The sequence below is a fragment of the Streptococcus sp. 27098_8_103 genome, assembly GCF_041432345.1.
Taxonomy (GTDB): Bacteria; Bacillota; Bacilli; order Lactobacillales; family Streptococcaceae; genus Streptococcus; species Streptococcus mitis_BV.
This window is the reverse complement of record NZ_JAPVZK010000003.1, coordinates 40,045-55,318: the sequence shown is the minus strand read 5'-3', so window position 1 is coordinate 55,318 and position 15,274 is coordinate 40,045. Positions and strand designations below refer to the sequence as shown.

Here is a 15,274-nt window from a genome sequence, read left to right as displayed (position 1 = left end):
TGCAAACATAGGATAATTTTCAAACTTAAGAAGGTTACTTGTATTAAAAATTCCAGCAAACAGAGCATCCTAGCCTACTAATTCTTTGAAAATATTGGAGAATAAGAAAAATTGAGAGAAGAAATGTTTGCATCTTCCTTCTCTCAACGAATCATTTACTTTATTTAACCATGTCAGGATCGTAGTCATAAAATCCTGTATCAAGGAAACGGTTTTTAGGGTGTAACTTACGTACTTCCTCATCCAGCAAGAAAGCTTGGTCATGGCTAAAGTTACCCTCTTGAATCAAGCTACGCGCTTGGATAAAGAGTTTTGCAATCTCAACAAAGTTCTGACCAGGTGTATAGAGACCTTCTAGTTTCCAGTGAGTAAAGCCATGTTCCACCAATTCTGTCAATTTGGTCATCAAATCAAGGTCATTGTTGGCAAAGATGTGGGTCCCATGATTGTCTTCAAAAATGGAATAGTGGCTCTCTGGGTCACTTGGCTCAGCCAAGAAGAGGTCACGCTTGCGCGTCTTTTCGTCATCGATATGTGTAAAGTTATAATAGTTTTGCAAGAGAGGACGCTTAGAATGGTGAATAACGCTAGCTCCGTAAACCAAAACTTCAGCAGGAATTTCCAAAATCTCTGGCATTTTGAAGAGTTCAGCAGATGGAATTTCACGCGCCAAAACAGCCTCAGATGCGCCAGCCTTTTGTCCCCAGAAGTTAATCTGGCGACTGCTAGTTACCATGGTTGAAGCATCGTAGATGGTCTTAAAGGAATAACCATCGCGGTTGACTACGTAAAAGACACCTGCATCCCCAATCGTAATGTAGTCTGTCTTGATTTCTTCCAAAAAGTCTAAGAAAGGCTTGATACGATCCATCATATCTTGGTGCATGAGGGCGTTAACCGCAACAATCAATTCCTTATCAGCATCATGAACCAGCTTAGCGATTTCACGCAATTGGTCATGACTAAAGGTTGTTGGCAGACGAAGGCCAAAATCTTTCTCACCAACATAGATACGATCTACGCCAACTTCGAGTAGTTGTTTAACTTGTTCAATACTTTCAGCAGTTGCTGTAATGATAATCTTTTCCATAAGAAAAATTATACCACATTTCTGGAAAATCAGCCATTCTTTAAAAATGAAAAGGGACTTTATTCTTATTGTAACCTTTCTGTAATAATTCTCTGCTGAAAAAATGATAAAATAGGTATGTACTGTTAAGGAGAGAATAATGCCCGTAAGAAAATTACAATCCTATGAGGTAGACTATCAAGAAGAATTAAGCCAGCAGGTTCCTCGCTATCAAGATTATACACCTGAAGCGCAATCTGATGCCAATCTCAAGGAAATCCTATTTTTTGTTAATATCGCTGTTTTTTGTATCTGTATTGCTATCTTTAGTTTTATCTTTTTAGCATTAAAATTATCAACTGCTCTTGCATTCGCTGCAGCAATCGGATCCAGCTTACTTGTTTTAAAAGTTCAGCGCTTTATTATCAAACAAAAACGTAGAAGATAAATCCAAAATATCGCCCCGTCTGGAGCGATATTTTTATTTTTTCTTTTTAGATGGTGTGTGGATGGCAATCTTCACTTCAAAGATTGTTCCCTTTGGTTTATTATCTTTAACAGTAATGGTTCCTTTTAAGGCATCTACAATTTGCTTGGCTAGGGATAATCCTAAACCAAAACCACCTTTTTGACGGGTTCTAGCCTTGTCCACTCGATAAAAACGGTCAAAAATTTTCTTCTTATCTTCTGCTGAAATACCGACTCCATTGTCGGAAACTAGCAAATAAAGATTACGATCAGTCGCTGAAATCATAAAATCAATTTCACCATCCTCCTCAGTATATTTGATAGCATTATCAAATAAGATGGTCATCAGTTGTTTCAAAAGAAGTTGATCTGTGACAATCGTACGATGGATACGATTTTCAAAACGAAAGACACGGTCATTTTCAGAAGCAATCATCTCATAGTTTGTGAAAGTCGTATTGAAAAAACTGGTTGGAACTTCTGCAAGTTCCGGCTTAATCCCATCATCTCTCCGAGCTAAATTCAACAAGTTCGTCGTCAAAAACCGCATATTTCGGACTTCTTCCAAACTCGATGCAATGCTTTCACTCACATCCATAATGGTAGCTTCTGGCTTGCGGAAAAGGGTCTCTAAACGATTTTGCAAAACTGCAAGTGGAGTTCGTAACTCATGACTGGCATTTTCCACAAAGGACTGTTGTTTCTGCATGCTCTCAAGCAGAGGACGAACACTGACCCTAGCTAGATAGAGACTGGCAAGTAAAGACAAAATCCAGAAACTTGCCATCACAATCACAATCAATTGCTCATGCTTTTGACTGGCCTGCTCCAACTGACTGGTATTAATCAAGACAGCTGCATACTTGATATTGGTTGAAACCGAACTGATATTGGTTTCCATCAAAATCATGCGATAAATTTCTTCTTGTCCATAGCTATTAAAAACCTGAATCTGGTAGATATGGCCTAGTTCTTTTTTCTCTAACTTAATCTTATCCAATCCCAAAAATCGGTTTCCAGAAAGGAGTTGGGTAAAATTCTTATCAAAGAGAATGACCTCTGTATTTGAACTAACATTGGGTTTTATCTCAGTCTTGCTAGTATCTGTAGCGGCATTCTCTAAATCTTTAATCTCTTCTGTTGCCCTATTTACCGCAAGCTGGATAACTGCCTGAGGATTTTCACTTAGTCCATGAAGCTTATCATCCACCGAAGTATAGAGACTCGAGTGCATGACCTGCAAAATAATCAGAGTCATGGTAGAGAAAATCAGAGTGAAGACACCAAAGTTACGGATAAAATAACTAAAGTCATCCGCATACCATGTTTTTTTTAGTTTACTGAACATCTTTTAAAATATACCCAACACTGCGCAAGGTTTGCAAATTCTCTGCAAAAGTGGTTCCTTTTAATTTCTTACGGACTTTTGAAACATAGACTTCGACAACTGAAATCGTTGTGTCACTATCAAATCCCCATAGACGATCAAAAATCTGAGTCTTAGGCAAAATAACATTTTGATTTTGAAGGAAATAAACTAATAAATCGAACTCTTTCCCCAGTAATTCGACAGGAGTATCTTCGACTTTAACGGTATTGGTTGACAAATTAACCACAATATTTCCATAAGTCAAGGTGTTTTCATTAAATTTACCTGAACGTTTGAGAAGGGCTTGAATCCGCATTTTGAGTTCTTCTAGGTAGAAAGGTTTGGTCAGATAATCATCTGCTCCCAGTTCAAATCCATGTCCCTTGTCATCCAAACTTTCCTTGGCGGTCATAATCAGAACTGGTGTCGTAATTCCTTTTTCACGCAATTCTTTCAAGACTTGGAAGCCATTTTTTTCAGGCAACATTAAATCGAGCAAAATCAAATCATAGACGCCACTTTCAGCTTCGTAGAGACCTTCTTCCCCATCAAATACCTGCATGACATCCGCAAAATCGTCTAAAAAGTCAAATACTGAATTTGACAGGCCTAGGTCATCCTCAACCAATAAGATTTTTATCATGAGAAACTCCTCCTTATTAAAACCATTATACCAAATTTGCCTTAAAAAAAACTCAACTCTCTACATTTTACATGAGATAGCTGAGTTTTCTTTTTATTTTAGGCTTATTTATGCGTTTCCGTATTGAAGAACGACTGCTTCCACTGCAGTTTTTTCACGGTTAATCAAGTCAACACGCGCTGCAATTTCCTTGATTCCCATACCGATATTACGGCTAAGAGCAAGGTCAGAAAGTTGCGGTTCAAAGAATTCCTTGTACTCTGCCAAGCGTTGCTGAGTCTTAAATACGTGAGCAGGAAGGATAACAAAGCTATCAAAGCTCATATCTCCACCAAGAGCTGCCTTAATCCAAGCCCAATTTTCACGAGCCCAAGACCATGCTGTTTCCTGAGTTGCCTGATGGCTTAAGAACTGGAAGTACCAAGCAGACAAGTCCTGTGGTTTAACCACAAATTTGTCCTTCCAAGAAGTAATCAAGTTTTGGATATTATCCGCATCTGTACTGTATGCAAGAGCTGCTGCCAACTGACGTTTAAAGACAGCATCTGTTGCGTGAGTATAAGTATCAAGATAAAGTGCTAACAAGTCTTTAGCCTCATGATGTTTCATCTCATTGATCAGAACTTGTGAGCGAATAGCTGCTGGAAGTCCTGCAAGATTCTCCTTGTGAGTCGCGAAGATTTGGCTAGCGACTTGACTAGCTTCTGCATCGTTTGAGCGAATCATCATAGAAACAGCCAACTGACGAACCAATTCATCCTCATCTGATTCTCCGTCTTTAGCTTCAAAACCAAGACGGTCATAATTATGACGAGCCAATTTAGCAACCAAGGCTTTGAAGGCTCTTTCAGCTTCTGTTCCTTCATCGATAAAGCGCTCGAGGGCAGAAATTACTTGAGAAACAGCTGAAACGACAAGGTAAGATTCTTCCTTAGCAAGTTTATCAAGGACTGGAAGCAAGTCAGCATAAGAAATGTGCCCTGCTTCAGCAAGCAGACGACGTTCTTGAACGATCTGCAGTTTACTTGTGTTATCAAGCTCAACTAGGTCAGCAAGAACAGCATCTAACAAGTCTCCTTGATAGTCTGTAATGTAGTGGGCTGTATTTTCTGTATTGAGACGAAGTGCTGTTTTGTTTTCTGCAAGAAGGGCTGCGTAGCCAGGGATTTCGATGCTTTCAGTTTCGAGTGTATCAGGCAAGCCTTTCCAGTTGCTGTTTAGTGGCACAACCCAGAGACGGTTCTTATCTTCGTGCTCACCGATGAAGAATTGTTTTTGTGAAATCTTCAAGACATCATTTTCAACTTTGACAGTGAGAACTGGATAACCAGGTTGTTCCAACCAAGAATCCATGAAGGCTGCGACATCACGTCCAGACGCTTGACCAAGAGCATCCCAAAGGTCACGACCAATGGTATTGCTGTATTGATGTTTTTCAAAGTAAGCGTGCAAACCTTTAGCGAAATCAGCATCTCCTAGCCAACGACGAAGCATGTGCATGAGACGGCTTCCTTTGGCATAGACGATAGCTCCGTCAAAGAGCGTATTGATTTCATCTGGATGTTTAACTTCGACGTGAACAGACTGAACACCATCAGTCGCATCACGTTTCAAGGCAGACGGAACACCACCTGTTTGGAAATCTTCAAAGATATTCCAGCTTGGTTCAATAGCATCTACACAGACGTACTCCATCATGTTAGCAAAGCTTTCATTGAGCCAAAGATCATCCCACCATTTCATAGTTACCAGGTTACCAAACCATTGGTGAGCCAATTCATGGGCCACAACAAGGGCAACTTGTTGACGGCTGGCAAAGGTAGAGTTCTCATCTACAACCAAGTAAACTTCACGGTAAGTCACAAGACCCCAGTTTTCCATAGCTCCAGCTGAGAAGTCAGGAAGGGCGATGTGGAGAGATTGAGGGATTGGGTACTTAACTCCATAGTAATCTTCGTAAAACTCGATAGAGCGAACAGCGATGTCCAGTGAAAAATCAAGGTTAGATAGTGGGTGGGCTTTGGTTGAATAAACACCTACGAGGGTACCGTTTTTAGTTTTAGCCGTTACACCTTGCAAATCACCTGCTACAAAGGCTAATAAGTAAGAAGACATGCGAGGTGTTGTCTCAAACTTCCAGATACCTGTTTCCTTGCGGTTTTCAACATCGATTTCTGGCATGTTAGACAAGGCCAATTCACCTTCTGCTTGGTCAAAACGTAGAGCAAGATCAAAAGTTGCTTTAGCTTCTGGCTCATCCACACATGGGAAGGCTTCGCGCGCAAAATGACTTTCAAACTGTGTTGACAAGACTTCCTTCTTGACTCCATCAACTGTGTAATAAGAAGGGTAAATCCCTGTCATGTTGTCTGTAATTTTTCCTGAAAAAGCGATAACCACTTCAACTTGACCAGCCTCAGCTAATTCAATATGAAGGGCTTCATTGTCATGGTCAACCGTAAATGGGCGAGTTTGACCTGCAACTTCTACAGAGGCGATTTCCAAGTCTTTTTGATGAAGTGAAATACGGTCACTCTGTGCTTGACCAGTGATGGTCACCTTCCCAGAAAAGGTCTTGGTCTCACGACTCAAGTCTAAAAATAAATCATAATGTTCAGGAACAAATTGCTTAATAAAATGTTCAACTGCTTGCATAGTTTTCTCCTATTCTAAGTTTAAGAGCTACTGCTCTTCTTCAAACAAACTTATTATATCATGTTTTGCCTGAGAAAAAAGGATTGGACGGTGATTTCCAAAACTTTCTTCCGTCTAACAGTCTACAGTGGGTAGACCTTGCGAAATTCTTCTAAAACAACCTTGCTTTCAGGTGTAAAAATCAGTCCTGCTTCTCTCAGCCACTCGGCGAAACAATCCTCATGAACCTGACGCCAATAGGCTAGGGATTTGTCACCTTCCCCTTCCTTAAAGGCATGTTGAGCAGAAACTTGATTGAAGGGTTGGACAGAAACCTTTGTAATTTCAACAATACAGACAGCCTGATTTTGACTATCTAAAATGACATCAAAAGTTCCTTCTTGAGGAAGAGACTCGGCTTCTAGTGCATAGAGGTCGTAGGCTGATGCTGTTGCAGTCTTTTCGCCTCTTAAAACCAAATCTGCTAAAAGGTCTGGTTCCACTCCAAAAGCCCAAGCATCGATTTCATCTCCTATAGAGGGGTTAATTTTCTTGTATGCATTCCACATTTCCTGCGGTGTCATGGGTTGCTCCTTTGTAATTTTTTACTTTCTTCTTTTATGTGTTTAAGATGATCTGGATGGTCAATCTCTAAATTAAAAATCTCTGGAATAGAACTATAGTGGATAATGCATTCGATACCCATCTGATTCATTTTTTGTATGAAAGAAACATTCAGATATCCTGCTACAGCAAAGTCAATCTTTTTCATCCTTGCTTTATCCTGCATATCTCTTAGCATATCTAACATTATTGGACTTTCCATATCATGCCATTGACTGTTTCTCACAGTCGCAAAAACAAAAGAAGTTAAATCATTCATTCCAACTATAATCTTTGAAATACTAGTTTCCAGTATCCTGTCCAAGTCAAAATAAGCTGACGGTAATTCAACCATTGTGCCGATTTTCCCAGTAAAACCATGCTCACGCAATACTGTAATAGCTTGGTTTAATTGGTCAGCATCATTGACAAAAGGAAAAATAACAGACAGATTAGGATTGGTTTGATAAACTTTTGTAACAACATTTGCCTCAGCATGAAATTCATCCGGACACGCCAGCAAACGCCTAGTTCCTCTATATCCAAATAAGGGATGATTTTCATCAAAATACTCTTTAGTCCCCTTTAGACAATTAGCTTCTGTATTCGTTAATTCAGAAAAACGATACCAGACTTCTTCATCTGAGTACAGGGAGCAGATAGTCTCTAGATAATCTTTTACAAATTGCTGACAACTTGGCAATAGTATGTTTTGATTGAGCTCTCTCAATAAGTATTCCCCACGAATCATACCAATGTGGTGAAATAGTTGGGGGTAAACTTTTTCAAGAATTTTTTCGCCACTAAGAGCTAGTTGATTTTTCATCATTCACCTTCCAATTCATGTAAGAAGTATTGCCCAGTTCTGAAAATCCTAATAATTCAGACTTAACCTTCAAGACTAGTGGCGATGCATTTTCTTCTGTGATCTCTTGAATATCCATCCAAATGCTCCTACTTCAAAGACCAGCCACCATCTATTGTCAGAATTTGTCCCTGCATGGCAGATGCCTTTCCACTGGCCAAAAAGAGACTGACTTCTGCCACTTCTTCTGACTCAATCCAGCGCTTGATTGGTGTTTCACTCGCCACCCAGTCCGCTAAACCACCTGGTTCAAAGTCGGAAGCAGTCATACCCGTCTTGACTGCTCCTGGAGCAATTCCAAAGACCTGAATCCCAGCTTCTGCATAGTCTAGAGCCAACTGCTTGGTGAAGCCAGCCAAAGCATGCTTAGAGGAAGTATAGGCATGACCACCACCGCCTGCTAGGCTAGAAGCGATAGAACACATATTGATAATGATCCCCTTTTTATTTTCCAACATTTGTGTCAAATAATAGCGAGTCAACTCTACTGGAGTAACGTAGTTGATTTCAAAAATCTCTTGAATTTCCTGCGCTGATTGTTCCAACAGTGGTTTGTAATCATCCAAAACTCCAGCAGTATTGCACAAAATATCTACCTGAGGACACCAGTCAAAAACTGGCTCCAAGTCCAAGGTCAAATCTCTCTGTAAAAAGTGAAAATCATCCTCTAAGAGTGGATTTTCACCTTGGTCAACTCCATAAACTTGATAGTCCTTCTCTAAAAAAAGTCGAGCCTGAGCCAGGCCAATTCCTGAACTCACTCCTGTAATGAGTACACGTCTAGTCATGCACTTCTACCCAATCTGTCGCCAAAACATCACAAGGTGTCGGACTCCACATGGAAAAACCTTCTCCTTCTCCAGACACGTTGATTAGGAAATAAGGTGTCACTTCAAGTGCAACCCCGTTTTGTTCAATGGTGTCAAAAAGTTGGACATAGTTTTCAGCACCTCCCCAACCAGTTCGTACATATTTTTTCTTAGCCTTTAATCCAGGTAGAATTTCTTCAAATGTCATGTTTTTCTCCTTTAATATCAATAATTCTCCCCTTCATTATAACAAAAAAAACGCTTTAAAACGGCTTTTTGACTGTGATTTATTTACATCTGCTTCTACTTACGGCAAATTATTCCCTGCTGCAAGATAAATTTCATACCATTCTTTTCTTGTTAAGCTAAAGTTTGCCGCTTGGCTAACTTCTCTCAAGTGCTTAGGATTTGTGGTACCTACAACTGCCTGCATTTTTGCTGGATAACGCAATATCCAAGAAACGGCAATAGTTGAAGAGGTTACTCCATATTTAATAGCTAAACGATCAAGTACTTGATTTAAAGCTTGAAATTTCTCATTTCCAACAAAATTCCCTTTAAAATACCCAAATTGTAAGACAGACCATGCTTGAATGACCACATCGTGTAATTTGCAATATTCAAAAATGCTGCCATCTCGCATAGCTGCTTGACTATCTTCCATATTAACATGAAAACCTGATTCGAATCCTGGAGTAAAAGCCGCACTCAATTGTAGTTGATTAACAGCTAACGGCTGCTTGACATCTTTTTTAAGTAACTCCATCATCATAGGATTTTGATTAGAAACTCCAAAATTTCGAACCTTACCTTGTTTATAAAGGAGATCAAAGGCTTCTGCTACTTGGTCAGATTCCATCAAAGCATCTGGTCGATGAAGGAGCAAGCTATCTAGATGATCAATCTTCAATCTTTGCAAAATTCCGTCAACTGATTTTATAATATAGTCCTTAGAAAAATCAAAATAGGTAAATTCTTCAATGCGAATTCCACATTTTGACTGAATCCACATCTCTTCTCTTAAATCTGGCCGATTTTTTAGGACAAGACCTAACAGTTCTTCACAACGACCACGACCATATATATCAGCCAAGTCAAAAGCATTGATTCCAACAGAAAGTGCTGTTTCTACAAGCTCTTCAACTTCTTTTACAGACTTATCTTCTATTCTCATCATTCCGAGAACAATTTCTGATAATTCTTTGTCATCTTGACCAAGAGTTGTGTATCTCATCAAATTTTTCTCCTTTGATTCTACATTCTTCAATTAATTATAACAAAAAACCGCTTTTCAACGGCTTTTTGACTATATTTCACTCCATTTTATCTTCTTAAACCCACGGAACAAGAGAAAGATTCAAATATTATAGAGCCTCTATTTTTACCCAATCACACTTCCGTTTGGTACAGCTGGATCAACTGTGAGAAGGGTTAATTTTCCATCATGTTCAGCTGAGAGGATCATACCTTGGCTGACATATTTCTTCATCATTTTACGAGGTTTGAGATTGGCAACAATTTGGACTTTCTTGCCGACCAATTCTTGTTCGTTTGGATAGTATTTTGCAATTCCTGAGAGGATTTGACGATCTTCTCCGTCACCAGCATCCAAGCGGAATTGAAGCAACTTATCTGAACCTTCTACTTTAGACACTTCTTTGACTTCTGCGACACGGATTTCGACCTTGTCAAAGTCTTCAAACTTGATTTCTTCCTTGTTTAGTTTGAGTTCAACTTCATCTGGATTCCATTCTTTCTCGACTGCTGGTTTGTTACCTTCCATTTGTTCCTTGATATAGGCGATTTCTTCTTCCATATCCAGACGTGGGAAGATTGGTGTTCCTTTAGCAACTACAGTCACACCTGCTGGGAAGTCAGCCAAGCTCAAGTTTTCAAGGCTCGCTACTTCTTCCAAGCCAAGTTGATTCAATACTGCACAACTGGTTTCCATCATAAACGGCTCAATCAAGTGAGCAACGACACGAAGGCTAGCTGCCAAGTGACTCATGACACTTGCCAATTGGTCACGAAGAGCTTCATCCTTGGCCAAGACCCATGGTGCGGTCTCATCGATGTATTTGTTAGTACGAGAGATAAGGGTCCAGACTGCTTCAAGTGCACGTGGGTAGTCAACTGCTTCCATGTGTGTATGGTAGTCAGCGATTGATTCAGCAGCTACTTGAGCAAGAGCATGGTCAAACTCTGTTACACCTTCTACATAGGCAGGAATTTGTCCATCAAAGTACTTGTTAATCATAGAAACCGTACGGTTGAGGAGGTTTCCAAGGTCATTGGCCAATTCGTAGTTGATACGGCCTACATAGTCCTCTGGAGTGAAGGTTCCGTCTGAACCAACTGGAAGGCTACGCATGAGATAGTAACGAAGTGGATCTAGTCCATAACGCTCTACCAACATTTCAGGGTAAACGACATTCCCTTTAGATTTAGACATTTTGCCGTCTTTCATGACGAACCAACCGTGAGCAATCAAACGATCTGGCAATTTGATATCTAACATCATAAGAAGGATTGGCCAGTAGATAGAGTGGAATCGAAGGATGTCTTTTCCTACCATGTGGAAGACTGTGCCATTCCAGAACTTGTCAAAGTTACTATGTTCGTCTTGACCGTAGTCAAGAGCTGTCGCATAGTTAAGAAGAGCATCAATCCAAACGTATACAACATGTTTGGGATTTGATGGTACCGGAACACCCCATGTAAAGGTTGTACGAGAAACCGCCAAATCCTCTAAACCTGGCTCAATAAAGTTGCGAAGCATTTCATTCAGACGACCATCTGGAGTGATAAATTCAGGATGAGCTTTGAAAAATTCTACTAGACGGTCTTGGTATTTGCTGAGGCGAAGGAAATAAGACTCTTCAGATACCCATTCCACTTCGTGACCTGATGGAGCGATACCACCAGTCACATTTCCAGCTTCGTCACGGAAAACTTCTGCAAGTTGACTTTCTGTAAAGAATTCCTCATCTGAAACTGAATACCAACCGGAATATTCACCCAAGTAGATGTCATCTTGAGCCAGCAAGCGTTCAAAGACTTGCGCCACTACTTTTTCATGGTAGTCATCAGTTGTGCGAATAAACTTATCGTATGAGATATCGAGTAATTGCCAGAGTTCTTTAACTCCAACTGCCATCCCATCAACATAGGCTTGAGGTGTGATGCCAGCTTCTTCTGCTTTCTGCTGGATTTTCTGACCATGCTCATCAAGACCTGTCAGATAAAAGACATCGTAGCCCATCAGGCGTTTGTAACGTGCTAGGACATCACAGGCGATGGTTGTGTAGGCAGAACCGATATGAAGTTTACCAGATGGATAGTAAATCGGCGTTGTAATATAAAAATTCTTTTCAGACATAATTTTTCCTTTCCAGGCAAATGGAACCTGTTTTTCTAACACTTCATTATATCACATTTTTAAGGATTTTCGATAGGGAAATATATACAAAAACAAGATAGACGAGTGTCCATCTTGTTGATCTTATTCATAACGAAGGGCTTCAATTGGATCAAGTTTCGATGCCTTGTTGGCTGGCAAGACTCCAAAAATCATACCAACGCTAGCCGAAACTGCAAGACTAAATAGGGCAACCGGGATTGATACTCCCACTTCTATACCCGCTATCAATCCTTGCAAAAGTAGACCAGCTATAGCTGTTAAGCCTGTCGCAATGGTTAGACCAATAACTCCACCAAGCAAGGTCAAAATCATGGATTCAATCAAAAACTGGATTAAAATATTGGCACGTGTCGCACCCAAAGCCTTACGGAGACCAATCTCACGAGTACGCTCTGTCACCGAAACCAGCATGATGTTCATAACACCAGTCCCCCCAACAAAAAGGGAAATTCCTGCAATGGCACTAATAATCGTAGTTATAAAGCCGAACAGTTGTTGTACTTCTTGGAAGGCTGCAGTCGCATCTGCCACCTGATACTCCCCTTGCTGAAGACCAGCAATCTCGGTCAATTTTCTAGCTAATTCTGGTCCCACTGTTGGTGTCAAACTGGTATCATTGACACGGAAGACAATATCAGAAATTTCATCCATATTGAAGTTGTTGGCAAGAGAAATATTAGTCGTAATGGGAAGTCCACCAATACCAAAAGTCTTGGCAGTCTTGGCCTCATCGCTAGTATAGACACCAATGACACGATAGCTAAAGCCACCAACATCTATAACCTGGTTAACAGCTTCTTGAGCAGATCCAAACAGGCTATTAGCAAGTTCTTGGTCTAGCAAAATGACACTGGCCACATCTTTATAATCCTGAGCTATGAAACTGCGGCCTGCAACAATTTCATTTTCAACCGCCTTCATGTAAGTAATATTTCCACCTGTCAAGCTAGCGCGCTCCACTTTTTTATCTTTATAAGACAGGGTGGTATTTGTTGAGTTGGTTACATAGTAACTATCTATCCCCTTCAGTTTAGCTGCCTCCCTGACCCAAGACTCTTGTGGTTTTGGTGGTTCAACAGGAACATTCTCTTCTTTCCCAGAGACTGTCAATGCTGATTGTTTTTGGGTAAAAGAACCGTCTTTACTTTTAATAGGCGAGAAAAAGACATGGATATTCTTCTGTGACTTGGTCATGTTTTTATTGACCTGACGAGACATGGAATCACCTAGAGCCATAATCACAACAACCGATGACACACCTATGATAATCCCAATCATAGTAAGAAAAGAGCGCATCTTATGTGCCATGATAGATGAAAAGGCAAATTTCAGATTCTGCATCTTAGTTTTCCTCCTTTTCTAACTGAGCACTGTCAGATGAAATAACTCCATCTCGAATGACAATCTGGCGTTTGGCATAAGCAGCGATTTCAGGCTCATGCGTTACCATGATAATGGTTTTTCCTTCTTTGTTCAAGTCAACCAATAGTTGCATAATTTGATTCCCTGTTTTGGTATCCAAGGCTCCTGTCGGTTCGTCCGCCAGGATAATAGAAGGATTGTTTACCAAGGCACGCGCAATAGCTACACGTTGCTTTTGACCACCAGATAATTCTGAAGGTAAATGGTGACTACGCTCAGTCAATTCAACCTTATCTAGATATTCCTCAGCTAACTTGCGCCGTTTTGAAGCTGAAACTCCCGCGTAAATCAAGGGCAATTCTACGTTTTGCAGAGCATTGAGTTTAGATAGAAGAAAGAACTGCTGAAAGACAAATCCGATTTGTTGATTGCGGACCTTGGCTAGTTGTTTTTCACCGAGTCCAGCTACTTCTTGGCCTTCAAGATAATATTCTCCACTGGTTGGTGTATCCAACATACCAATCGTATTCATGAGAGTAGACTTACCCGAACCAGATGGTCCCATGATGGCAACAAATTCACCCTCATTCACTTCTAGGTTGATATTTTTGAGAACCTGCAGTTCTTGGTCACCGTTACGGTAGCTTCTGCAGATATTTTTTAGACTAATTAGTTGCTTCATCAGCCTTCACCTCTTTTCCTTCCTCTAGAGAAGACGTTGGGTTACTGATGACCTTGACTCCATTTGTCAGACCTGAAGTGATTTCTTGGTTGTCTGCATCAGCATTTCCCAAACCAACTTCCACTTTCTTAGCCTTTTTCTGCTCGTCAAGCACCCAGACATAGTTCTTATCATTTTCAGTCACAATACTTGTTAGAGGAACCAAAATGGCTTTACTCTTATTCTTGACCTCAACACTTACTGAGAATCCTTGTTTCAAATCACCGATTTCACTTGTAACATCGATAGTATATGGATATTTAGAACCAGAATTACCACCTGCTGCGGCAGTAGCTGCACTTGCCGCTTCACCATTGTTTTTAGGGTAGTCAGAAATGTAGCTAATCTTACCAGTCCAGCTCTTATCTTGGTAAACTTTAGAAGTAAAGGTTACTTCTTGTCCTACAGAGAGGTTGGCAAGGTTATATTCAGATAGTTCCCCCTTAACTTGCAAGTTTTCATTGCTAACGACATGAACTACCACCTGGCTAGCTCCAGTTGGAGATTTAGAAACATTACGGTTGACTTCGACCACAGTTCCCTCTAGGGTACTGAGAACCGTCATTGCATCCAACTGACTTTGAGCCTTGCTTAATTGTGCTGCTGCATCTGCACGAGCATCACGAGCATCACCTAGTTGTGCATCAATAGATGACACTGCATTTCCTGAGACTGGAGCTGGAGTTTGCCCTGCAGCTCCTTCGCCTCCTGCTGGCGTTGGCAACTGTGGAGCCGGAGTTGAAGCAGCTTCATTTCGTGCTTGATTGAGTTCATTGATATGACGATCTGCCTTAGCTACTGCTCGGCTAGCTGAATCATAGGCCGCCTGGGCTTCTGAACTACTGTACTTGACTAAAGCCTGTCCTTCGCTGACCTTATCACCCACAGAAACAAGGATTTCATCTAAATCTCCCTTACTAGCATCAAAATAAACATATTGTTCATTTTTTGCTGTTACTGTCCCTGACAATAAAACAGAGGATGCGACGCTTCCTTCCTTGGCAACAACAAGATGAGTAGGCTCATCTTTTACCGTGGTCTGAGATGGTTGTCTAAAGAGCAAAATTCCCCCAGCACCTAATACAACTACACTGGCAGCACCGATTGCTGCATACAATTGCCACTTTTTAGCTTTACCATTCTTTTTCATAATGAAACTCCTTTTTGATTTAAAGTCCTTAACAATATTATATAAAAATTAGCAAATATAAACAATAACAGTTCAGAACGAAATAATGACATTTCGGGATTTGATTATTGTTCGGAATCTATTTTTTACTACCATTGTACTAGTTATATAATACACTTTA

15 protein-coding genes are annotated in these 15,274 nt (G+C 40.4%); 1 reads left to right on the top strand and 14 read right to left on the bottom strand.

The window, feature by feature from the left end:
• Positions 1–160: 160 nt before the first annotated feature.
• Entirely contained in the window at positions 161–1,090 is a 930-nt protein-coding gene (locus O3599_RS01395) for a peptidase U32 family protein (RefSeq protein WP_024057992.1), read from the bottom strand.
• 139 nt (positions 1,091–1,229) lie between these two features.
• On the opposite strand from O3599_RS01395, the gene O3599_RS01390 reads away from it, so the two are divergent.
• Positions 1,230–1,517, top strand: a complete 288-nt coding sequence (locus tag O3599_RS01390; protein ID WP_024057993.1) for a DUF3270 domain-containing protein — start codon at positions 1,230–1,232, stop codon at positions 1,515–1,517.
• Positions 1,518–1,550: 33 nt separating this feature from the next.
• Here O3599_RS01390 and ciaH read toward each other — a convergent pair whose 3' ends face one another.
• From ciaH to O3599_RS01325, 13 genes are all read right to left on the bottom strand, one after another.
• Positions 1,551–2,885 carry a cell wall metabolism sensor histidine kinase WalK gene (gene ciaH, locus O3599_RS01385; RefSeq protein WP_247939443.1) on the bottom strand — a complete coding sequence of 445 codons (1,335 nt, stop codon included), beginning with the start codon at positions 2,883–2,885 and terminating at the stop codon, positions 1,551–1,553.
• Complete coding sequence (gene ciaR / locus O3599_RS01380) at positions 2,875–3,549, bottom strand: two-component system response regulator CiaR (protein ID WP_000590639.1); 675 nt, start codon at positions 3,547–3,549, stop codon at positions 2,875–2,877. Before ciaR ends, ciaH begins: the two co-directional genes overlap by 11 nt.
• Positions 3,550–3,657: 108 nt before the next feature.
• A complete protein-coding gene (locus O3599_RS01375; protein ID WP_247939442.1) occupies positions 3,658–6,204 on the bottom strand; it encodes a M1 family metallopeptidase in 2,547 nt (848 codons plus the stop codon).
• 122 nt (positions 6,205–6,326) lie between these two features.
• Positions 6,327–6,767, bottom strand: a complete 441-nt coding sequence (locus O3599_RS01370; RefSeq protein ID WP_024057997.1) for an ASCH domain-containing protein — start codon at positions 6,765–6,767, stop codon at positions 6,327–6,329.
• Complete coding sequence (locus tag O3599_RS01365; RefSeq protein WP_024057998.1) at positions 6,764–7,612, bottom strand: putative PEP-binding protein; 849 nt, start codon at positions 7,610–7,612, stop codon at positions 6,764–6,766. The genes O3599_RS01370 and O3599_RS01365 overlap by 4 nt, the downstream gene beginning before the upstream one ends.
• A complete protein-coding gene (locus O3599_RS01360) occupies positions 7,590–7,730 on the bottom strand; it encodes a hypothetical protein (RefSeq protein ID WP_024057999.1) in 141 nt (46 codons plus the stop codon). Before O3599_RS01360 ends, O3599_RS01365 begins: the two co-directional genes overlap by 23 nt.
• A 10-nt stretch (positions 7,731–7,740) precedes the next feature.
• Entirely contained in the window at positions 7,741–8,439 is a 699-nt protein-coding gene (locus tag O3599_RS01355) for a 3-oxoacyl-ACP reductase (protein WP_024058000.1), read from the bottom strand.
• On the bottom strand, positions 8,432–8,668 hold the full coding sequence (locus tag O3599_RS01350; protein ID WP_000141913.1) for a DUF2829 domain-containing protein: 237 nt from the start codon (positions 8,666–8,668) through the stop codon (positions 8,432–8,434). The genes O3599_RS01355 and O3599_RS01350 overlap by 8 nt, the downstream gene beginning before the upstream one ends.
• Positions 8,669–8,767: 99 nt before the next feature.
• Positions 8,768–9,694 carry an aldo/keto reductase family oxidoreductase gene (locus tag O3599_RS01345; RefSeq protein WP_247939440.1) on the bottom strand — a complete coding sequence of 309 codons (927 nt, stop codon included), beginning with the start codon at positions 9,692–9,694 and terminating at the stop codon, positions 8,768–8,770.
• A gap of 147 nt (positions 9,695–9,841) precedes the next feature.
• Complete coding sequence (gene metG, locus O3599_RS01340) at positions 9,842–11,839, bottom strand: methionine--tRNA ligase (protein WP_247939439.1); 1,998 nt, start codon at positions 11,837–11,839, stop codon at positions 9,842–9,844.
• A 123-nt stretch (positions 11,840–11,962) separates the two neighbouring features.
• Positions 11,963–13,222 carry an ABC transporter permease gene (locus O3599_RS01335; RefSeq protein ID WP_247939438.1) on the bottom strand — a complete coding sequence of 420 codons (1,260 nt, stop codon included), beginning with the start codon at positions 13,220–13,222 and terminating at the stop codon, positions 11,963–11,965.
• Between the two features lies 1 nt (position 13,223).
• On the bottom strand, positions 13,224–13,925 hold the full coding sequence (locus O3599_RS01330; RefSeq protein ID WP_033680086.1) for an ABC transporter ATP-binding protein: 702 nt from the start codon (positions 13,923–13,925) through the stop codon (positions 13,224–13,226).
• Complete coding sequence (locus O3599_RS01325) at positions 13,909–15,117, bottom strand: efflux RND transporter periplasmic adaptor subunit (protein ID WP_064276455.1); 1,209 nt, start codon at positions 15,115–15,117, stop codon at positions 13,909–13,911. The genes O3599_RS01330 and O3599_RS01325 overlap by 17 nt, the downstream gene beginning before the upstream one ends.
• Positions 15,118–15,274 lie beyond the last annotated feature (157 nt).